We start from the raw sequence: 19,356 nt of genomic DNA on the forward strand, positions 1-19,356 counted from the left end.
TGCTACCCACTAGATCCTGCCAACAGTGGCAGATCTGACGTGGTGCGCTAATATTCTGCCATGCTGCGATCGGTGGCGGTTCCGCTCATCGACGGCGTCGCGCCGTTCGAGTTCGGCCTGCTCTGCGAGGTGTTCGGGATCGACCGGACCGAGGAGGGTGTGCCGCCGATCGACTTCCGCGTCTGCGGCGAGTACCCGAACCAACCGGTGCCCATGAGCATCCGCGGGGTCTCGATCACGCCCGAGCACGGGTTCGACGCACTGCTGGACGCCGACCTGGTCGCCCTCCCGGCCGCCCGCGTGCGCGACCACTACCCGGAGAAGCTGGTGAAAGCGCTGCAGGAGACCGGCGCGAGCCTGCTCAGCGTGTGCAGCGGGGCGTTCATCCTGGGTGCGGCGGGGCTGCTGGACGACCGGCGCTGCACCACGCACTGGCGTGAGGTGCGGCAGTTCAAGGAACGCTTCCCGAAGGCCGACGTGGACCCCGACGTGCTGTTCGTCGACGACGGCAACATCATCACCAGCGCCGGCACGGCGGCGGGCATCGACGCCTGCCTGCACCTCGTGCGCAGGGAGCTCGGCACCAAGGTCGCCAACATCATCGCGCGCCGGATGGTCGTGGCGCCGCAGCGCGACGGCGGTCAGCGGCAGTTCGTGGAGCTCCCCATCCCGGAGTGCAGCTCGGACAGCCTCGAACCGGTGCTGGAAGAGGTGCTCGACACGATCGCGGACAACCACACGGTGGCGTCGATGGCGAAGCTCGCCGTCATGTCCGAGCGGACGTTCGCGCGCAGGTTCGTCGCGGAGACCGGCACCACCCCGAACAAGTGGCTTTCACTCCAACGAGTGCTTCACGCACGCCGGCTGCTCGAAGAGACCGACCTGGACGTCGACGCCGTCGCAGCCAGGTCAGGCTTCGGCACCGCCGCACTCCTCCGACACCACTTCCATCGGGTCGTCGGCATCGCACCGAGCGATTACCGCCGCACATTCTCCTGTCGTTAGGCGCGTGAAGACTTTCTCCGAGATCTCCCGCAGCGCCTCGACCTCGGCGCCGGAGAGCTGGTCGAACACCAGGTGACGCACGGTCTCGGCGTGCGAGGGTGCGGCCTCCTCGATCGCCGACCGGCCCTGGTCCGTCAGCACGACGAACGACCCGCGGCCGTCGTCGCGGCAGTTCTCCCGGCGCACCAGGCCGCGCTTCTCCATCCGGGCCACGTGATGTGAGATGCGACTCTTCTCCCAGTGCAACGATCGTGCGAGCTCCAGCACGCGCACGCGTCCGTCGACGGTGTCGGTGAGCTGCACCAGCACGGCGAAGTCGGCCATCGAGATCTCCGAATCGACCGACATCTGCCTGCTCAGATGCGCGTTGAGCTCCCCCTGCATGCGGACGTAGGCACGCCACGCCCGCTGCTGCTCTGGTTCCAGCCATCGTGTCACGGGTTCAGCATACGGGAATAGTTGACACATCATCCACGTTCCGGCAGGGTGGATGACACATCAACCGAATCGAACGACCGAAGGACTGACTCACCATGACCACCGCCACCAACCTCTCCGAACTGACCGGCGTCTACGTCATCGACGGCTCGCACTCCCGCATCGGCTTCGTCGCCCGCCACGCGATGGTCACCAAGGTTCGTGGTGCGTTCAACGAGTTCGACGGCAAGATCAACATCGATGGTGACAAGCCGGAGAACACCACGGCCGAGGTGACCCTGAAGGTCGCGAGCATCGACACCCGCAACGCTCAGCGCGACGGTCACCTGACCACCAACGACTTCCTCGACGTCGAGACCTACCCGGAGATCAAGTTCGTCTCGACCTCCGCGAAGCAGATCGACGACGACAACTTCGAGATCACCGGTGACCTGACCATCAAGGACGTCACCAAGAGCATCACGATCCCGTTCGCCTTCGAGGGCGTGGCCGTCGACCCGTTCGGCAACACCCGCGTGGGCTTCGAGGGCTCGCACACCATCAACCGCAAGGACTACGGCGTGACCTGGAACGCCGCGCTCGAGACCGGCGGCGTGCTGGTGAGCGAGAAGGTCGTCCTGGAGTTCGAGATCTCCGCGATCAAGCAGGCCTGACCACGGCCACCGGGCACGGGGCGTGGTAGATCAGGGCCTGCGAGGTAGATCCGAGCAGCATCCCGGCGAATCCGCCACGCCCCCGTGAACCCACCACCAGCAGTCCGGCCCGTTCCCCGAGCTCCAGCAGCAGAGGAATGGGCCGCTCGCCCACGGTGAGCAGTTCGACCGCGACGTCCGGGTACTTCTCCAGCCACCCGGACATGCGCGTGCTCAGCAACGACGACTGCTCGTCCACGTGCGCCAACGCCGCAATCAACGGCACGCGCCGTGCCACAGCCTCCTCGAACCCGAAGCCCAGCGCCGGATCCGACTCAGGCGAGAGATCGACGCCCACCACCACGGGCCCGTCATGGTTGTTGCCCCGCACCACCACTACAGGGCACTCACCGTGAATCGACAGCGCAACAGCCGTTGAGCCCACCAGTGCTCCGGTGAACCCGCCCAGTCCCTGTGACCCGACCACCACCGTGCGCGCGCGTGCAGACTCCGCGAGCAACACGGGCGTTGGGTGTTCCATACGTAGGTCATGCTCAACAGGCACATCAGGCGCTTCTGACCGTGCGACGGCCACAGCCTGAGACAGCCACATCCGCCCTTGGTCGTACATGGCAGACCGCAACTCACGGGCAGACGAAATCACTTCCGGATACCCGCGCGTGGGCAACGTGTACGCGTGCACCAGCCGCAACGGCGCGCTGTGCACCGCACACGATCGAGCAGCCCACGCCACCGCAGCCAGCGCGGACGAGGAACCGTCGACTCCGACGACAACGGGAAGACCGCTCATGATCCCAAAGTAGGCCCGAACGATGTAGCGAGCCGCGTGCCGATGGTCCCCTTCTGTCAGGGTCTTTGGGCTACCGTGACCTCCATGGCGACGCGTGTCTTCCTCGTCGACGACCATGAGATCGTCCGCCGCGGCATCGCGGACCTGCTCGGCGAGGAATCCGATCTCGAAGTGGTCGGTGACGCCGCGTCGGTCACGGAGGCCCTGGCCAAGGTGCCGGGCGCCCAGGCCGACGTGGCGGTGCTCGACATCAGGCTGCCCGACGGCAACGGCATCGAACTGTGCCGCGAGCTCCGCAGCCGCCTACCCGGCCTGCAGTGCCTGATGCTGACGAGCTTCGCGGACGACGAGGCCCTCTTCGACGCGATCATGGCCGGCGCCTCCGGCTTCGTGCTCAAGCAGATCCTGGGTGCCGACCTGGTCAACGCCGTCCGCACGGTGGCGGCCGGCCAGTCCCTCCTCGACGCCCGCACCACCTCGGCCCTGCTGAACCGCATCCGGCGGGAGCGCGAGGAAGGCGACCCGCTGCGCATGCTCAGCGAGCAGGAGCGCACGGTCCTCGACCTCATCGGCGAGGGCCTGACGAACCGGCAGATCGCGGAGCGCATGTTCCTGGCCGAGAAGACCGTCAAGAACTACGTCTCGCACCTGCTGGCGAAGCTCGGCATGCAACGCCGCACGCAGGCCGCGGTGTTCGCCTCCCAGTTCCGCAAGGACGGCGAGAAGCCCCGCTAGGAGGCCGGGAGCGGGACCCGCCACACCACGCAGGCGCCGCCGCCCTCGGTCCCCCGCACCGCGAGCGTCCCGCCGAACTTGGCCGCCCGGTGCGCGAGGTTGCGCAACCCGCTGCGCGAGGCGTCGGACGGGATGCCGACCCCGTTGTCCTGCACCGTGATCACGACGTCGTCACCGGCGTCGATGAGCACGGTCAGCTCGGTCGCCTCCGCGTGCCGGACGGCGTTCGTGACGGCTTCGCGCACGACGGCCTCGACGTGTTCGGCGAGCTCCGGCGGCACGGAGTTGTCCACGGTGCCGGACATCCGCACGGCCGGCGACAGGTGCGTGGACTCGGTCAGGCCGGCCACGAGGTCCAGGAGGCGGCGGCGCAGTGAGGTGTTGTCCGTCGAGTGCAGGTCGAAGATGGACGTGCGGATCTCGCGAACGGTCTCGTCGAGCTGCTCCACGGCGGTCTGCAGGCGGGCGGCGACCTCGGGCTCGGTGATGCGGCGCATGGTGGCCTGGAGGGTCAGGCCCGTGACGAACAAGCGCTGGATGACGTGGTCGTGCAGGTCGCGGGCGATGCGGTCGCGGTCTTCGAGGACGTCCAGCAAGCGTTGGGAGCGTTGCTGTTCGGCGAACTCCAGGGCGACTGCCGCCTGGTCCGCGAACGACGCCAGCACCGGCACCTGGTCGGGGAGGAAGCGGGTCTCGCCGCCGCGGCGCAGAACGACCAGGGCGCCTGTGACGACCGGGCCGGAGCGCAGTGGCACGGCCAGCGCCGGGCCGAACGCGGAGCCCAGGTCGTCGACCAGCAGCGGGATGCCTGAGCGGATCACCTCGTCTACGGCGAAGTCGGCGGCGTCGAAGTCCTCGATCTTCAGGCCGGCCTGTGCGGCCACGGTCAGGGGTGTGTGCTGGGAGTCGCCCAGCACGACGAGTGCGGACTCGGCGCCGGCAAGTTCTACGCAGCGCTGGGTGATCAGGCGCAGCGCGTACTCGCCGGACGCGCCGCCCAGCAGTTCGGAGTTGACCTCGCCGATCGCTTCCAGCCAGCGTTCGCGCATGCGGGACTTCTCGAACAGGCGGGCGTTCTCGATCGCGATGCCGGCGGCGGCCGCCAGGGCTAGCAGCACGGCCTCGTCGTCGGCGGTGAACTCGGCGGCGCCGATCTTCTCGGTCATGTAGAGGTTGCCGAACACCTCGTCGCGCACGCGTACGGGTACGCCGAGGAAGCTGTGCATCGGCGGGTGGTTCGGCGGGAAACCGACCGACATCTCGTGCTGGCTGAGATCGCGCAGACGCAGCGGGGTCGGGTCCTTGATCAGCAGCCCGAGCAGGCCCTTGCCCTCCGGGAGGTGGCCCATCTTCGAGCGAGTCACGTCGTCGACGCCGACGTGGAGGAACTCGGACAGGTCGTCGCGGGTGCCGAGCACGCCGAGTGCGCCGTAACGGGCGCCGACGAGATCTACCGCGGCCTGGACGATGCGTTGCAGCGTCGACTCGAGCTCCAGACCCGACGCTACCGCGAGGACGGCGCCGAGCAGCTCCTGCATGTGGTCGCGGGTGGTGACGATCTCGTCCATGCGGTCACGGACCTCGTCGAGCAGCTCGTCGAGGCCTCGGCGACCGGGCACGTCAGACACACCGACTAGATTCGCACATTTTTGCTCGTCGCACGGACCCAGCCGGCCATCGCAGGGCAGGGCCTGTTCCACCGGTCTCGTTCGATGAGAGTCGCGGACAGGGTCGGTGAAACAGGCCCTATCAAGAGAGGACCTTCGACCGTGGCCTACCTGCCGCCCCCGGCCGGACAGTGTGAGCATGACGATCGCCATGCCCGACTCACTCGGACTCGCGGGTGAGGACGTGCGCGGCGTCCTTGCGCTCGCGAGAGCCTCCACGCCCGGTGTCCGGTTCGAGGTGCGTCCCGAGCAGATCGAGCTGCACACGACCAGGCCGCACAGCAGGGAGACGCGGATCGCCGGCGGGATGGCGCTGCTCAACGTGCGGCTGGCGTTGCAGGGACACGGGATTCGTCCACTGGTGACGCTGCTGCCCGGGCCGAGCGCCAACGACGCCGCCGCCGCAGTGCGGCTCGGCGGGTATCAGGAGCCGAGCCCGGACGTGCTGGCGTTGCTGCACGCGTTGCGCACGAACCGTCGCACGTGGACCACGTTCCCCGAACTGGCCTCCTGGCGCGGGCTGTTGTCGCGGGCGGCCGAAGTGGAACGGGCGTGGCTGCACGTCAAGAGCGGCAACGAGCTGGTGCTGTGCACGTTCAACCAGGGGGCCGCGGCGGAAATCCGTGCGGGGCAAGCGATGCAGCGCGTCGTGCTGACCGCGGGGACGGTCGGCATCGCGGTGAACCCCGCTCTCGACCCGGTGAGCCTGTCCGCGTTGCGCGCGGACCTGCGCCCGTGCCTGGGCAACACGCTGGTACCGCAGATGGTCCTGCGGCTGGGCGCGGGATAGACCGTGTCCGTCCCACGTCGCGCGGGGGTCAGATGACTCGCGGCGCGGGACGGACACGGCACATCACCGCTATCTATGTGGTGATGAACTTCGTCGGGTCTGCCACCGGAGATTCGACGACGAGGTCCTTGTACTCGTCCTCGATGCCCTTGTTGTGGATCTGGATCGCCAGCGGCGCCACGCGGCCAGCCGGTTCCTTCTTGTCCTCGAACTTCAGGACTTCCTGCGCCTTGCACTTCGTGGCGCCGTCGGGCAGCGGGCAGCACGCCATGCGCGCGATTCCGGTGTCACCGTTGGCGAGGATCTCGCACTGCGCCCACTTCTTGATGTCCCAGCGCGGATGCGGGTACTTGGTGAACAGGCCCTTGCCGCCGTTGTTGTGGCCGGGGCGGTAGTCCCACGCGCCACCGTTGGGCGGCTGGAACTGGATGGCGCCGAGGCCGTTCAACGGAGGTGTCTGGATCTTGCCCCAGATCAGCACGGTCGGCTGGTGGTCGCCGGAGACCTGGCGGACCTTGAAGATCCACCGGAAGCTCTTGTACTGCGCCTTGTTGTAGTAGATCCAGCCGCGCGAGGCGTTCTTCTGGCTGTGGATCGCGCCGTTCTTCACGACCCAGGCGTCTTTCGCGTGGCCGGTCCACCCGTCGAGGGTCTTGCCGTCGAACATGGGCACCAGCACGGGATCCGCGGCCCGCGCCGGTGTCATGCCGGCGACCAGGGCCAGCACGAAGGCAGCGGCTATCCACAATGGACGACGAAACATTTGTTACCGTCCTCGGCTCCGAGGTTTTCGGCAGCGACGGTGCATCCCACGTTAGGGCCGAGACATCGGAGCAGTCAACGGAAACGCGTGTTTCTGAAAACGGACAATCCTAGCGGGCAAGCACCGCCTTCCAGAGCAGCCGGGCCAATTCCGTGTGACAGATGTCGTTGTGGGCGCCCGCGATCCCGTCGATGCGGCGGATCACCGACGTGCAGTCGACGTTGTGCACCTGACCCCTGAGGAGCTCCCCAGGAGATCCGATGTTGTGCCCGTGCGCGTACGTGCCCTGCACGCCGTGCGAACCGATGCCGCCGTACTTCGGGTACGAGTCGAGGTCGACCTGACGGCCCGAGCGCGCGGCGAGCGGGTAGAAGCGGCCGATCGCGTGGTCGTGCGAGGAAGTCGTGACGATGATCGGGCCCGGCACCCGGCCGAGCACGCCGCGGAAGTAGCCGGAGCCGGGTTCACCGGGCAGCCGTTCCGCGAACGACCACAGCGACATCGCGCCCTGCACCAACGTCAGCGTCGCGGCCGGCACGACGTTCGCCATCGCGGTCGCGGTGATGCAGCCGAAGCTGTGGCCCATCAGGTGGATGCGCGCGTGCGGAGCGGCCTGGGCGACCTCGCGGGCGATCCGCGCCGCGCCGCTCTCCCCGAACACCCTGGCGCGCCGCTTCATCTTCCAGAAAGTCAGGATCCGCAGCGGCGACAGGATCCCGCCCAGCGCCGGATCCTCCAGGCACGCGCGGTAGAGCTGCTCGGCGTCGAAGGCCATCCCGTCCTCGCCCGGCAGGTCCGGAACCGAGCTCTCCAGGTAGTCGTAGGCCTGCTTGACCGTCGCGGACATCCGGCACGGGTGTTGCCGCGCGGCCTCGACGATCGTGCGCACCGCGGCGGTGCGGCCGGCGCCCCCGCCGAGCCGCTGGGCCTGCGCCTTGATGAACTCGTCGGACCGCACGTCCTCGTCGCCCCAGGCCTTCGACGGCCAGTGCAGGCCGACGAGCAGGGACTTGAAACCGCCGGGAAGCCGGTGCGCCGCTTCACGTTCGGCGCGGCAGTCGGCCATCGTCTTGACCCACTGCCCGTACTGGAGACGGGCGGCCGGGACGTCGCCGTTCCACCCGTGTATGAAGAAGAACACGTCGGTGACGCCTTGGCGGGCGTCGTACACGACGTCCGCGCTTTCGCGCCCCCGCTCGTTGCCGGTCTCGTCGAAGCAGACGAGGTGATAGCTGATGTCGTGGCCTGGCACGGATTCTCGGGACATCGCGGATCACCACCACACACAAACGCGCCCAACTCTTACCCCGTTATCGGAACTGGGGCGGCTCATGTGTAGCCCGTGCGATCAGGAAAACCCGTTCGGACCAGGCGATTCACCCCGATTGCGCCGGTAGTGTCGTGCCGCGCGAACCCTGTTGCCACAAGATGGCGAACACCATTCGCGGCGCGGGTGGTCCTTCACGAAGTACAGCACGCAGCCTGGCGCATAACAGGCGCGCAACAGCACACGGTCCTCGCCGGTGAACAGTTCGACGGCCTGCGCGGCGATCGAGGCTCGCTCCCGGTCGGCGAGCGAGCCTTCACTTTCGTTGTGCCGCACCAGTTCCCCGTCTTTGACGGCCAACTGCGGCCACTGTCGGGCGATGCGCGCCGCGCGGTTCACCTCAGCCACCGCACGCGCCAGATCACGGCCTTGCGCGACCGCGCGCGTGTCTTCCGTGAGCACGCCTGCGAGATCCCTGAGCGCCTGTCGCAGCTCGCGGAAGGCCTTCAGGTCGTCCTGATCGGCCGGCACGCCCAGGAAGTCGCGGAGTCCACCCACAGTGGTCAGGTCATCGTGCACCTGCGACCGGTTGGCCCAGATGGTGTTCATCAGCAGGACCGGACGGGGCTCGTCGGGCGTCAGCACGTCTAACGGTAACACAGGCTTGCATCCGTTAGACGCACGTTCTAACGTTTGCTGCGTCGCCCAACCGTTGGAAGGACCTCCCGTGAAGCTCGTTCCCCCGTTCGACACCGAGACCGCCCGGCTCAAGGTCCAGGCCGCCCAGGACGCCTGGAACACCCGCTCGCCAGAGCGGGTCGCGGGCGCCTACACCCCGGATTCGGTGTGGCGCAACAGGTCTGAGTTCGTCCGCGGCACCGACGAGATCGTCGCGTTCCTGACTGAGAAGTGGGAGCGCGAGCACGAGTACGTGCTGCGCAAGTCGTTGTGGGCCTTCGGCGACGACCGGATCGCCGTGCGCTTCCAGTACGAGTGGCACGACGACGAGGGCCAGTGGTGGCGCAGCTACGGCAACGAGAACTGGGAGTTCGCGCCGTCCGGCCTGATGTCGCGGCGCGAGGCGAGCATCAACGACGTGCGGATCGCGGAGTCCGAGCGCCGCATCGACCCCGATTCGACCTACGACATCCCGACGGAGTAACTCAGATGCACGTCTCAGGCCTGTGGCGTTATCCAGTCAAGTCGCTCGGCGGTGAGGAGCTGCAGTCGGCCACATTCACGTCGGACGGCGTCGAGGGCGATCGGCTCGTGCACGTCCAGGGGCCGCGGGGAGTCCTCACCGGACGCACCCGGTACGGCCTGCTCACCATCCCGGCTTCCACCGGACCTTCCGGTCCCCTGGTGGACGGACATCCTTGGGACAGCTGGGAAGCCCACGCGCTGGTGCTCCCCCACGGTGGCCGGCTGACGCCTTATGCCGGGCCGGAGCGCTTTGACGTGCTCAACGTGCTGGTGGCCACGGACGGGCAGGTCGCGGCCGCCGGGTTGGACGTGCGGCGGTTGCGGCCCAACATCCTCATCGGCGGGGTCGAGGCCGGGGCTGAGGACTCCTGGCCGGGGCACGCTCTGGTGATCGGTGACGTGGTCATCGGGATGTACACCAAGCGCGCCCGGTGCGTGGTCACGACGATCGACCCGGACACCGGCGCGCAGGACCTCGACGTGCACCGGCGGATCCGGCACGAGTTCGGCGGCAAGTTGTGCCTGGACAGCTGGGTGATGCGGCCGGGCGTCGTCAACGTCGGCGACACCGTGGAGCTGGTGCCGACCGACGAACTACCCGAGCACGTGGGTGGGTGGATCGTCGGCCGGCCCTACGCGGTCTAACGGTCACTCAGAAGCCGTGATGCGAATCGCGTCGATGAAGCACCAGTCACACCCGGTGTCCGCACGGGGCGTGAACACCTTGTGGAACGGGGTGCCGTGCTGATCACGGAACCAGATCTCGCCCCAGTTGGACCCACTGTTGAACCAGGTGATGCCGGCCAGGCCGGTGTTGAGCTTGTTGCCGATCTGCGGGCTCTCACCGGCGTAGCAGTACTTGTCCATCGGGTCGTTGTGGCGATAGAAGTGCACGAACTCGAAGGAGTTGTTGCACTCCACCTGCGACGTCACCTTGTGCGTGGCCGACGCGGGCGCGGCCATTCCGACGGTCAGCGCCAGGGCAGCACCAAGCGCGGCAACCATTGCGCGCATTTTCACGCGAATCCCCAATAACAGTTGACGATTCCCCATTGCCATCAACTTCAGTTGATAGCGACATCAGACTGCCCGAGGGTGCACGACGCTGTCAAGATGGGCTCAAATGAGACGCTCCTCCATAAACTGAAGTTTATGGAGGAGCGTCTTGCCGTTGGTATGTCTAGATGTTGCGGCGGTACTGGCCGCCCACCTCGAAGAACGCCTCGGTGATCTGACCGAGCGTGCAGACGCGCGCAGCGTCCATCAGCACGGCGAACACGTTCTCGTTCGTCTGCGCGACCTCACGCAGGCGGGCGAGAGCCTTCTGGGCCTCGTCGCGGTGCGCGGCCTGATAGGCGCGGGTCCGCTCGACCTGGGAGGACTTCTCCTCCTCGGTGGCGCGGGCGAGCTCGATCTTCACGATCTCGCGCTCCCCGCCCTCGGGCAGGAAGGTGTTGACGCCGATCAACGGCAGCGAGCCGTCGTGCTTGCGCTGTTCGTAGAGCATCGACTCGTCCTGGATGCGGCCGCGCTGGTAGCCGGTCTCCATCGCGCCGAGCACGCCGCCGCGTTCGGAGATGCGGTCGAACTCCATCAGCACGGCCTCTTCGACGAGGTCGGTCAGCTCGTCGATGACGAACGAGCCCTGCAGCGGGTTCTCGTTCGCGGACAGGCCCCACTCCTTGTTGATGATCATCTGGATGGCCATCGCGCGGCGGACGGACGACTCCGTGGGAGTGGTGATCGCCTCGTCGTAAGCGTTGGTGTGCAAGGAGTTGCAGTTGTCGTAGAGAGCGCAGAGAGCCTGCAGCGTGGTGCGGATGTCGTTGAAGTCCATCTCCTGCGCGTGCAGCGAGCGGCCCGAGGTCTGCACGTGGTACTTGAACTTCTGCGAACGTTCTGCGGCGCCGTAGCGGTCGCGCATGGCCACGGCCCAGATGCGGCGGGCCACGCGGCCGATCACGCTGTACTCGGCGTCCATGCCGTTGGAGAAGAAGAAGCTCAGATTCGGCGCGAAGTCGTCGATGTTCATGCCGCGCGCCAGGTACGACTCGACGTAGGTGAAACCGTTGGCGAGCGTGAAGGCCAGCTGGCTGATGGGGTTCGCGCCGGCCTCGGCGATGTGGTAGCCGGAGATCGACACCGAGTAGAAGTTGCGGACCTGCTGCTGGATGAACCACTCCTGGATGTCCGCCATCATGCGCAGCGAGAACTCCGTGGAGAAGATGCAGGTGTTCTGGCCCTGGTCCTCCTTGAGGATGTCGGCCTGCACCGTGCCGCGGACGTTCGCCAGCGCGAACCTGCGGAGCTGTTCGTACTCCGTGGCGTCCGGCTCGCGGTCGTGCTCCTCGCGGAACTTGGTGACCTGCTGGTCGATCACCGTGTTCAGGAAGTAGGCGAGGATCGTCGGCGCCGGGCCGTTGATCGTCATCGACACGCTCGTGGTCGGCGCGACGAGGTCGAAGCCGTCGTAGAGCGCCTTCATGTCGTCGAGCGACGCGATCGAGACGCCGGACGTGCCGATCTTGCCGTAGACGTCCGGCGGGGTGTCGGGGTCGCGGCCGTAGAGCGTCACCGAGTCGAACGCGGTCGACAGGCGCGTGGCCGGGTTGCCCTTCGACAGGTACTTGAAGCGGCGGTTGGTGCGGAACGCGTCGCCCTCGCCCGCGAACATGCGCGCCGGGTCCTCACCCTCGCGCTTGAACGGGAAAACGCCTGCGGTGTAGGGGAAGAAGCCCGGCAGGTTCTCCTTGCGCAGGAACCGCAGCAGCGAGCCCTCGTCGTCGTAGCGGGGCAGGCTGACCCGGCGGACCTGGTTGCCGGACAACGTCTCCCGCGTCAGCTTGGTGTGGATCTCCTTGTCCCGCACCTTGAACACGAGCTCGTCGCCGGAGTACTGCTCGCGCGTCTCGGGCCAGGTCTTGAGCAGCTCGGCGACGTCGCGGTCGACCTTGCGCCCGGCTTCCTCCGCGAGCTCGGCGATGTCGGCCGTGGTCTTGTCGGCCGCTTCCAACGCCTTCTGCGCGGCGGTGAGCTGGATGTGCGTGCGGACCGCCGCGACCTGCTCGTCGGTCTTGCGGTGGTAGTTCCTGACGGTGTCCGAGATGTCGCTGAGGTAGCGCGCGCGAGAAGCCGGCACGACCGTGGACGCGCTGGTGGACGTCTTGCCGTTGACCGTCGCGAGAGAGCCTTCCTCAACGGTCAGACCGTGGGAGACCAGGCCGTCACGGAGGAACTGGTACAGCGCGGTGACGCCGTCGTCGTTGAACGTGGCCGCGGACGTGCCGTACACCGGCATGTCCTCCCACTTGACGCCGAACGCCTCGCGGTTGCGCACCATCTGTCGTGCGACATCGCGGCGCGCATCCTCGGCACCGCGGCGTTCGAACTTGTTGATCGCCACGGCGTCCGCGTAGTCGAGCATGTCGATCTTCTCGAGCTGCGACGCGGCACCGAACTCCGGCGTCATCACGTACAGCGAGAAGTCGACGAACGGCACGATCGCCGCGTCGCCCTGACCGATACCTGGCGTCTCGACGATGACGAGGTCCGCGCCAGACGCCTTGCACGCCGCGATGGCCTGCTCCAGGCCGTCCGGGATCTCACTGCCCGCACGGCGCGTGGCCAGCGAACGGAAGAACACCCGGTCACCGTCGAGGCAGTTCATCCGGATCCGGTCGCCTAGGAGCGCGCCACCACCACGGCGGCGCGTCGGGTCGACCGCGAGCACGGCGATGCGCAGCTTGTCCTGCTGGTCGAGCCGGAACCGGCGCACCAGCTCGTCGGTGAGCGACGACTTGCCCGAGCCACCGGTGCCGGTGATGCCCAGCACCGGAACCGTGCGCGTGGTGTCGACGTCGACCGCCTGACCGGCCTCGATGTGCGTGATCGCGCGCGCGAGGGCCTCGTCCGCACCGGTCAGCAGGGCGTCGTGGCTGAACGGCTCGGTGAGCGCGTGGTCGCACTCCTCGATCATCAGGTTGATCATGCGTGCGAGGCCCAGCGTCTGCCCGTCGTGCGGCGAGAAGATCCGCGCGACACCACGCGAGTGCAGCAGCTCGATCTCCTCGGGGACGATGACGCCGCCACCGCCGCCGTAGACCCGGATGTGCCCGGCGCCGCGCTCGTTCAGCAGCTCGACCAGGTACGAGAAGTACTCGACGTGCCCGCCCTGGTAGGCGCTGATGGCGATGCCCTGCACGTCCTCCTGGATCGCGGCGTTGACGACCTCCGCCACCGACCGGTTGTGGCCGAGGTGGATGACCTCCGCACCCTGCGACTGCAGGATCCGCCGCATGATGTTGATGGCCGCGTCGTGGCCGTCGAACAGGCTGGACGCGGTCACGAACCGGACCGGGTTGACCGGCTTGTGCAGTGGGCCAGGAGACGACGTCGTCATGAGAATAGTTTGACTTCCTACTATTGGACGTGCAACCGAGGGTGGTCCAGGTCTCTGTATCGAGCAGGAAACCGCAGGTCGATGTCCGGTCGTTGATGTCCGCCGGTCACCGTCCGGCACCGGACAAGTGCAATCGCACTACACCTGACTCGACATCCGCCAGCAACTCGGCGGACCTTCGAGAGCAGGGGGAACGACCCGTGGAACTGAAACGAATGCTGGCCGTGGGGGCGGTGACCGTGGGCGCACTCGCAGGCATGGCGCCGACAGCGATGGCTCACGACGCCTACGACGACATCATGATCTGCGGCGGCAACGGCGACAAGCGCTGCGGCTACGGCGGCGTGACGAACTCGCACACCCGCGTCTACTCGTGTGACACGAACGGAGACAACGGCGGCTTCCGCACCAACTACTGGCTGCGCGACGGCCGGACGGGTTTCGTGGACGACCCCAACGGCAGCGACTCCGGCTGCGGCGCGAAGGTCCCGGGCACCGCGGCCAACCCGGTCGTCCAGTTCCAGGTGGTCTGGAAGGCGACGGGCGGTTGGGTCGCCAAGAAGCCGAAGCCCGCCTAGGCAGGCTCGAGGTACCAGCGTCGAGTCATCGTCAGGCAATAATTTGACTCATGACTCAACGTGTCGTGGTGACCGGAGGCAGCGGCAAGCTCGGGCGAGCTGTCGTGGCCGACCTGATCGAGCACGGCTGGGAGGTCCACAACCTCGACCAGGCCGCTCCTCCGGCACCTCAGGGGTGCGAGTTCACGCGCGTCGACCTGACCGACTACGGCCAGGTCGTGGAGGTGCTGAGCGGGATCGACGACCGGTACGACGGGCTCGACGCCGTGGTGCACCTGGCAGCGATTCCGGGGCCGGGCGTCGCGCCCAACGCCAAGACGTTCCACAACAACGTGACGAGCACTTACAACGTGTTCGCGGCGGCACGGCTCGCGAAGGTGCGCAATGTCGTGTGGGCATCGAGCGAGACGGTGCTGGGACTGCCGTTCGACACTCCCCCGCCGTACATCCCGATCGACGAGGAGTACGCGGGCCGGCCGGAGACGTCGTACTCGCTCGGCAAGCTGGTCGACGAGACGCTGGCGCAGCAGTTCTGCCGGTGGGAGCCGGCGATGAAGATCATCGGGCTGCGGTTCTCGAACGTCATGGAGCCGCACGACTACGAACGCTTCCCGTTCGACGCGGACCCGCTCTCGCGCAAGTGGAACCTCTGGTCGTACATCGATGCACGCGACGGTGCGCAGGCCGTGCGCAAGGCGCTAGCGCACGACGCGACGGGGTTCGACGTGTTCATCATCGCGAACGCCGACACGTGCATGACGACGCCGAACGACGAGCTGGTCGCGAAGGTCTATCCGGGCGTGCCGATCAAGAGGGAGTTCGGTCCGCACGAGACTCTGCTGTCGATTGAGAAGGCACGGCGGGTGCTGGGGTTCGAGCCGGAGCACACCTGGCGATCGTGATCTCCCTGGCGAGCCCGGACAGCTCGTCCGCCGCCCGTGCCCTCGGTTTCACCTGCCGCAGGTGGTTGAGGGCGCGGGCGAGGAGCAGCTCGGCCTGCTGCTCGCACCACTTCCGGCCGCCGGCCTGTTCGATCAGGTCGGCGAGCTCCTGCGGTTCCAGGTCAACCCCGTACACGTCGGCGCCGGCGTCGATGGCCGCGACCACGGGCAGCGTGCGGCGGCGGTGCACGAGATCGTCGTAGCGCGGCCTGCCGCTGATGGTCGCGCCGCCCCAGATCGCCAGCACGTCGTCCACGTGCTTGCGCGCGAGGCCGATGTCGTCGCCGAACTCCCGGAAGTGGTCGGCCTGGCTCCTGCTCGCGCCCGCCGCCAGCGCGCCGAGCTCGCACGCGCACGCGAGCAGCGCCGAGTGCTTCGCCGCCGCCACGCCCAGGTACTCGGCGACGTCGACGTCGTCCCGTTCGTCCATCTCGACTTCCTGGACATAACCGTCCACAACGGACAGCAGGGCGACGTTGAGGACCATCACCTCGGACCTGGAGAGCTGGGCGAAGGCCAGCGAGACCAGGGCGTCGGCCGCCGAGACCGCCCGGTCGTCGCCGAACTCCACCCACGCGCTCGGCTGGTGGCCTCGGCTGACCGCGCGGGTCATCAGGTCGGCGTGCAGCTGTTCGTGCTGCTGAGCGAGTTCCAGCGCGGTCGCGACCCCGATCGCCTGGGTGGCGTCGCCGATCGTCTCGGCGGCGAGCAACGCCAGCGCGGCGGTGGAGAAGTCCTGCTGGGTGAGGTTGTACTCGACCACCTCGCGGGTCTCGTCCGGGAGTTCGGCCAGCGCGGTGTGCAGCGGTGTCTCGACCATGGCGCGGCTCCACGCCAACACGTCCTGCGGCGCGGTGACCACGTCGATGCTCGTCATGCGCTTCCTCTCACGGCCCGGGATGAGAAGCTAGACCCGCAGGTCAGGTGTGACAGCTCAGATGCCACTGTCGTGTTAAAGAGGGGCACGATCCGGCGAGCGGGACTACGTTGATGTTGAACGGGTTGTTGTCGCCATCACCCGACCGTGACCGTCGTTTTCCTGAGGGGCCTACCGTGCGCTACACCAAGCTCGCCGGCATGGACGTGTCGGCGATCTGTCTCGGCATGATGAGTTACGGAGATCCGTCGCTGGGCAACCACGCGTGGTCGATGCCGGAGGACGAGTCGCGGCCGTTCATCAAGGCCGCCGTCGACGCGGGCATCAACTTCTTCGACACCGCGAACGTCTACTCGGACGGTTCCTCGGAGGAGATCACCGGCCGCGCGCTGAAGGACTTCGCCCGCCGTGAGGAGATCGTCCTCGCCACGAAGGTCCACGGCCGGATGCGCCGCGGACCGAACGGCGCGGGTCTGTCCCGCAAGGCGATCTTCGCCGAGATCGACGCGTCGCTGCGCCGGCTGGGCACGGATTACGTTGACCTCTACCAGATCCACCGGTTCGACAAGACCGTTCCGCTGGAGGAGACGCTCGAAGCGCTGCACGACGTCGTGAAGTCCGGCAAGGCGCGCTACATCGGTGCGTCGTCGATGTACGCGTGGCAGTTCGCCAAGTCGTTGTTCGTGCAGGACCTGAACGGCTGGACGCGCTTCGTGTCGATGCAGAACCACTACAACCTCCTCTACCGCGAGGAGGAGCGCGAGATGCTGCCGCTGTGCGCGGACCAGGGCATCGCCGTGATCCCGTGGAGCCCGCTGGCCCGCGGCCGGCTGACCCGCGACTGGGACTCACGAACCGCACGCACCGAGACCGACGAGTTCGGGTCCACTTTGTACGTCGAGTCGGACCGCGCGATCGTCGAACAGGTCGCGGCGGTGGCGGCGGCTCGTGGCGTGTCACGGGCCCAGGTGGCGCTGGCGTGGCTGCACCGCAACCCGGCCGTCACGGCACCGATCGTCGGCGTCACCAAGCCCGCGCACCTCGACGACGCGGTGGCCTCGCTGGAGGTGGAGCTGACTGACGACGAGGTGCAGCTCCTGGAGTCGTCCTACGAACCGCACCGCATCGCCGGACACGCCTAAGAGGGCAGCATTCCGGACCGCCGCGCGAACTCGATCGCTTCGGGTGTGGTGGCGAACATCGGCACGCCGTGGATCTCCAGCTGCCGCCGGTGTTCGTCCCGCACGCCGGACAGCAGGACGGTGACGCCGCGGTGTTCCAGCCGGTCCACGGCGTCGCGCAGCACTGCCGCACCCGTGCCGTCCATCGTCGTCACGTGCGACATCCGCAGGATCACCACCGACACCGCGGTGATCTCGGTCAGCTCCAGCAGGAACCGGTGCGCGGCCGCGAAGAACAGCGGTCCGTCGAGCCGGTAGGCGACGATGTGCTCGGCGAGCAGAGCACGTTCCTCCTGCGAGTGGTCGCCGGTCTCCAGCGGCACCTCGTCGATCCGCACCGACCTCGCCACCGCCCGCAACGCGAGCGCGCCCGCCACGACCAGGCCGAGGATCACCGCGGTCACCAGGTCGAGCGCGAGCGTCGCGGCCGCGGTGAGGACGAGCACGAGCGCGTCGGCGCGGTTCGCCCGCACGAGCACGCGCACAGATCCCACTTCGACCATGCGGATCGCCGTCGCCAGCAGCACGCCGGCGAGCACGGCCAACGGGATGCGGCCGACCAGCGACGCCGCGACCAGCATGATGAGGGCGAGCGTCGCGGCGTGCACGAGTGACGCCAGCCGTGACCCGGCGCCGGAGCGGACGTTGACGGCGGTCCTGGCGATCGCCGCGGTCGCGGGCACGCCGCCGAACATCGGGGTGACCACGTTCGCGATCCCCTGGCCGAACAGCTCCCGGTCCGGGTCGTGCCGCTGGTTCACGCTCATGCCGTCCGCAACCGTCGCCGACAGCAGGCTTTCCAGCGCCGCCAGCGCGGCAACGGCCACCGCCGACGGCAGCAACGACCACAGCGCGTTGAGGTCCACAAAGGACAATGTCGGAGCCGGCAGGGTGGCCGGCAACGCGCCGATCCTGGTCACCGGCAGGGACCAGAGCTCCGCCACGACGGTTCCCGCGGCCACCGCGAGCAGCGAGAACGGGATCGCGGGCCGCCACCGTGCGCCGACGAGCACGACCAGCACCACGCCCGCGGCGAGCGCGACCGCGGCCACGACCGGACCTTGCCCGAACGCGCGCACGGCGTTCACCACCACGTTGTGCCCGTCCGGAGCGGGCACGCCGAGTGCGGCGGGAACCTGTTGCAGGGCGATCACCGCGGCGATGCCGATCGTGAAGCCCTCGACCACCGGCGCCGGCACGTAACGCATGTACCGCCCGGCTTTCGCGACAGCGAGCCCGATCAGGATCACTCCCGCCAGCAGCCCGACGGTGAGCACACCGCCAGGCCCGAACTGAGCCACGATCGGGACCAGCACGACCGTCATCGCGCCGGTCGGCCCCGACACCTGCAGGCTCGAACCGCCGAACACGGCCGCCAGCGCGCCCGCGACGATCGCCGTCACGAGCCCGGCAGCGGCCCCGAGTCCCGACGCCACCCCGAACCCGAGCGCGAGCGGCAGCGCCACCACCGCGACCGTGAGCCCCGCGAGGAGGTCCTTCGGCCGCGCCGTCGTCCAGTCCCCTCTGGTGGGCAGAAAGCTCACACCGGTTCCTCACGGAGCTGGGCCAGCAGTTCGTTCTGTCCGGCCAGCAGCTCCGTGAGGATGCGTCTGGCGGCTCTGAGCAGCTCGGCCACGTCACCACCCGCGAGGGCGTACACCACGGTCGAGCCCTCGCGCGTGGCCGTGACGATCCCGGACCTGCGCAGCACGGCGAGCTGGGCGGAGAGGTTGGACGCCTCCACGTCGATCTCGGCGAGCAGGTCGCGCACGGCCTTCGGCCCGTCCTGCAGCAGCTCGAGCACCCGGATGCGCACCGGGTGCCCGAGCATGCGGAAGAACTCGGCCTTCGCCTGGTACAGCGGAACCGGCACGGCTCACTTCACCCCGTGCTCGGCGGCCAGGCGCCGGAGGTTGGCGAGGTCGGCGCCGTGCACCTCGGCGGCGTAGGCGTCCTGCTGCTCCACCGCCAGGCGCACGGCTTCCTCCGCCTGCTCGATGCGGGCCAGGAGGTTGTCCCTGAACTCGTTCACGACACCACAACCTGTCGAATTGAAGATTTCTTCAATT

At 67.9% G+C, this 19,356-nt stretch carries 21 protein-coding genes; 9 read left to right on the forward strand and 12 right to left on the reverse strand.

Going from position 1 to position 19,356, the window contains the following annotated elements; genetic code table 11:
* The first annotated feature begins 60 nt into the window (after positions 1 to 60).
* Positions 61 to 1,005: a helix-turn-helix domain-containing protein gene (locus LFM09_RS26100; protein ID WP_414099176.1), complete on the forward strand. Its 945-nt coding sequence runs from the start codon at positions 61 to 63 to the stop codon at positions 1,003 to 1,005.
* Here LFM09_RS26100 and LFM09_RS26105 read toward each other — a convergent pair.
* Positions 910 to 1,443 (reverse strand): MarR family winged helix-turn-helix transcriptional regulator, encoded by a 534-nt coding sequence (locus LFM09_RS26105; protein WP_414099177.1) that lies wholly within the window; start codon positions 1,441 to 1,443, stop codon positions 910 to 912. The genes LFM09_RS26100 and LFM09_RS26105 overlap by 96 nt on opposite strands.
* A gap of 95 nt (positions 1,444 to 1,538) precedes the next feature.
* On the opposite strand from LFM09_RS26105, the gene LFM09_RS26110 reads away from it, so the two are divergent.
* Positions 1,539 to 2,096, forward strand: coding sequence for a YceI family protein (locus LFM09_RS26110; RefSeq protein ID WP_414099178.1), 558 nt, complete (start codon positions 1,539 to 1,541; stop codon positions 2,094 to 2,096).
* Here the strand turns inward: LFM09_RS26110 and LFM09_RS26115 are convergent.
* The gene (locus LFM09_RS26115; RefSeq protein WP_414099179.1) at positions 2,083 to 2,886 is read right to left on the reverse strand and encodes a universal stress protein; all 804 of its coding nucleotides are present in this window, start codon (positions 2,884 to 2,886) and stop codon (positions 2,083 to 2,085) included. The two genes, LFM09_RS26110 and LFM09_RS26115, sit on opposite strands and share 14 nt — an antisense overlap.
* Positions 2,887 to 2,970: 84 nt before the next feature.
* Between LFM09_RS26115 and LFM09_RS26120 the strand changes: the two genes are divergently transcribed.
* The gene (locus LFM09_RS26120) at positions 2,971 to 3,621 is read left to right on the forward strand and encodes a response regulator transcription factor (protein ID WP_330855791.1); all 651 of its coding nucleotides are present in this window, start codon (positions 2,971 to 2,973) and stop codon (positions 3,619 to 3,621) included.
* Here the strand turns inward: LFM09_RS26120 and LFM09_RS26125 are convergent.
* A complete protein-coding gene (locus tag LFM09_RS26125; protein WP_414099341.1) occupies positions 3,618 to 5,189 on the reverse strand; it encodes a GAF domain-containing sensor histidine kinase in 1,572 nt (523 codons plus the stop codon). The two genes, LFM09_RS26120 and LFM09_RS26125, sit on opposite strands and share 4 nt — an antisense overlap.
* 238 nt (positions 5,190 to 5,427) lie before the next feature.
* Here LFM09_RS26125 and LFM09_RS26130 point away from each other — a divergent pair, with 238 nt between their 5' ends.
* On the forward strand, positions 5,428 to 6,078 hold the full coding sequence (locus LFM09_RS26130) for a hypothetical protein (protein ID WP_414099180.1): 651 nt from the start codon (positions 5,428 to 5,430) through the stop codon (positions 6,076 to 6,078).
* A 73-nt stretch (positions 6,079 to 6,151) separates the two neighbouring features.
* Here the strand turns inward: LFM09_RS26130 and LFM09_RS26135 are convergent, their stop codons facing one another.
* The 3 genes from LFM09_RS26135 to LFM09_RS26145 form a co-directional block, all read right to left on the reverse strand.
* Positions 6,152 to 6,841, reverse strand: a complete 690-nt coding sequence (locus LFM09_RS26135; protein WP_414099181.1) for a family 16 glycoside hydrolase — start codon at positions 6,839 to 6,841, stop codon at positions 6,152 to 6,154.
* A gap of 109 nt (positions 6,842 to 6,950) precedes the next feature.
* A complete protein-coding gene (locus LFM09_RS26140; RefSeq protein WP_414099182.1) occupies positions 6,951 to 8,108 on the reverse strand; it encodes an alpha/beta fold hydrolase in 1,158 nt (385 codons plus the stop codon).
* An 81-nt stretch (positions 8,109 to 8,189) separates the two neighbouring features.
* On the reverse strand, positions 8,190 to 8,753 hold the full coding sequence (locus LFM09_RS26145) for a CGNR zinc finger domain-containing protein (RefSeq protein WP_414099184.1): 564 nt from the start codon (positions 8,751 to 8,753) through the stop codon (positions 8,190 to 8,192).
* Between the two features lie 82 nt (positions 8,754 to 8,835).
* On the opposite strand from LFM09_RS26145, the gene LFM09_RS26150 reads away from it, so the two are divergent.
* Entirely contained in the window at positions 8,836 to 9,270 is a 435-nt protein-coding gene (locus LFM09_RS26150) for a nuclear transport factor 2 family protein (protein ID WP_414099185.1), read from the forward strand.
* Positions 9,271 to 9,275: 5 nt separating this feature from the next.
* On the forward strand, positions 9,276 to 9,956 hold the full coding sequence (locus LFM09_RS26155) for an MOSC domain-containing protein (protein ID WP_414099186.1): 681 nt from the start codon (positions 9,276 to 9,278) through the stop codon (positions 9,954 to 9,956).
* A gap of 3 nt (positions 9,957 to 9,959) precedes the next feature.
* On the opposite strand, the gene LFM09_RS26160 is transcribed toward LFM09_RS26155, so the two are convergent.
* Positions 9,960 to 10,316: a hypothetical protein gene (locus LFM09_RS26160; protein ID WP_414099187.1), complete on the reverse strand. Its 357-nt coding sequence runs from the start codon at positions 10,314 to 10,316 to the stop codon at positions 9,960 to 9,962.
* A gap of 175 nt (positions 10,317 to 10,491) precedes the next feature.
* Positions 10,492 to 13,710, reverse strand: coding sequence for a fused isobutyryl-CoA mutase/GTPase IcmF (gene icmF / locus LFM09_RS26165; protein WP_414099188.1), 3,219 nt, complete (start codon positions 13,708 to 13,710; stop codon positions 10,492 to 10,494).
* Between the two features lie 200 nt (positions 13,711 to 13,910).
* Between icmF and LFM09_RS26170 the strand changes: the two genes are divergently transcribed.
* Positions 13,911 to 14,288 carry a hypothetical protein gene (locus LFM09_RS26170; RefSeq protein ID WP_414099189.1) on the forward strand — a complete coding sequence of 126 codons (378 nt, stop codon included), beginning with the start codon at positions 13,911 to 13,913 and terminating at the stop codon, positions 14,286 to 14,288.
* A gap of 50 nt (positions 14,289 to 14,338) precedes the next feature.
* Positions 14,339 to 15,190: an NAD-dependent epimerase/dehydratase family protein gene (locus tag LFM09_RS26175; RefSeq protein ID WP_414099190.1), complete on the forward strand. Its 852-nt coding sequence runs from the start codon at positions 14,339 to 14,341 to the stop codon at positions 15,188 to 15,190.
* On the opposite strand, the gene LFM09_RS26180 is transcribed toward LFM09_RS26175, so the two are convergent.
* Positions 15,096 to 16,106: a polyprenyl synthetase family protein gene (locus LFM09_RS26180; RefSeq protein WP_414099191.1), complete on the reverse strand. Its 1,011-nt coding sequence runs from the start codon at positions 16,104 to 16,106 to the stop codon at positions 15,096 to 15,098. The genes LFM09_RS26175 and LFM09_RS26180 overlap by 95 nt on opposite strands.
* A gap of 176 nt (positions 16,107 to 16,282) precedes the next feature.
* Between LFM09_RS26180 and LFM09_RS26185 the strand changes: the two genes are divergently transcribed.
* Complete coding sequence (locus LFM09_RS26185) at positions 16,283 to 17,248, forward strand: aldo/keto reductase (protein WP_414099192.1); 966 nt, start codon at positions 16,283 to 16,285, stop codon at positions 17,246 to 17,248.
* Here the strand turns inward: LFM09_RS26185 and LFM09_RS26190 are convergent.
* From LFM09_RS26190 to LFM09_RS26200, 3 genes are read right to left on the reverse strand one after another with little or no spacing between them, the layout of a single operon-like run.
* On the reverse strand, positions 17,245 to 18,831 hold the full coding sequence (locus LFM09_RS26190; protein WP_414099193.1) for a SulP family inorganic anion transporter: 1,587 nt from the start codon (positions 18,829 to 18,831) through the stop codon (positions 17,245 to 17,247). The genes LFM09_RS26185 and LFM09_RS26190 overlap by 4 nt on opposite strands.
* Positions 18,828 to 19,160, reverse strand: a complete 333-nt coding sequence (locus LFM09_RS26195; RefSeq protein ID WP_414099194.1) for an ArsR/SmtB family transcription factor — start codon at positions 19,158 to 19,160, stop codon at positions 18,828 to 18,830. The genes LFM09_RS26190 and LFM09_RS26195 overlap by 4 nt, the downstream gene beginning before the upstream one ends.
* A 3-nt stretch (positions 19,161 to 19,163) precedes the next feature.
* Complete coding sequence (locus LFM09_RS26200) at positions 19,164 to 19,319, reverse strand: hypothetical protein (RefSeq protein ID WP_414099195.1); 156 nt, start codon at positions 19,317 to 19,319, stop codon at positions 19,164 to 19,166.
* Between the last annotated feature and the right edge of the window lie 37 nt (positions 19,320 to 19,356).

This window comes from Lentzea alba (genome assembly GCF_047445655.1).
Classification (GTDB): domain Bacteria; phylum Actinomycetota; class Actinomycetes; order Mycobacteriales; family Pseudonocardiaceae; genus Lentzea; species Lentzea alba_A.

Excerpts from the sequence above, each read along its gene's own strand:
- LFM09_RS26100 (WP_414099176.1), top strand. The coding sequence starts at position 61 with ATGCTGCGATCGGTGGCGGTTCCGCTCATCGACGGCGTCGCGCCGTTC.
- LFM09_RS26110 (WP_414099178.1), top strand. The coding sequence starts at position 1,539 with ATGACCACCGCCACCAACCTCTCCGAACTGACCGGCGTCTACGTCATC.
- LFM09_RS26115 (WP_414099179.1), bottom strand. The coding sequence starts at position 2,886 with ATGAGCGGTCTTCCCGTTGTCGTCGGAGTCGACGGTTCCTCGTCCGCG.
- LFM09_RS26120 (WP_330855791.1), top strand. The coding sequence starts at position 2,971 with ATGGCGACGCGTGTCTTCCTCGTCGACGACCATGAGATCGTCCGCCGC.
- LFM09_RS26125 (WP_414099341.1), bottom strand. The coding sequence starts at position 5,189 with ATGGACGAGATCGTCACCACCCGCGACCACATGCAGGAGCTGCTCGGC.
- LFM09_RS26130 (WP_414099180.1), top strand. The coding sequence starts at position 5,428 with ATGACGATCGCCATGCCCGACTCACTCGGACTCGCGGGTGAGGACGTG.
- LFM09_RS26135 (WP_414099181.1), bottom strand. The coding sequence starts at position 6,841 with ATGTTTCGTCGTCCATTGTGGATAGCCGCTGCCTTCGTGCTGGCCCTG.
- LFM09_RS26140 (WP_414099182.1), bottom strand. The coding sequence starts at position 8,108 with ATGTCCCGAGAATCCGTGCCAGGCCACGACATCAGCTATCACCTCGTC.
- LFM09_RS26155 (WP_414099186.1), top strand. The coding sequence starts at position 9,276 with ATGCACGTCTCAGGCCTGTGGCGTTATCCAGTCAAGTCGCTCGGCGGT.
- LFM09_RS26160 (WP_414099187.1), bottom strand. The coding sequence starts at position 10,316 with ATGGTTGCCGCGCTTGGTGCTGCCCTGGCGCTGACCGTCGGAATGGCC.
- icmF (WP_414099188.1), bottom strand. The coding sequence starts at position 13,710 with ATGACGACGTCGTCTCCTGGCCCACTGCACAAGCCGGTCAACCCGGTC.
- LFM09_RS26175 (WP_414099190.1), top strand. The coding sequence starts at position 14,339 with ATGACTCAACGTGTCGTGGTGACCGGAGGCAGCGGCAAGCTCGGGCGA.
- LFM09_RS26180 (WP_414099191.1), bottom strand. The coding sequence starts at position 16,106 with ATGACGAGCATCGACGTGGTCACCGCGCCGCAGGACGTGTTGGCGTGG.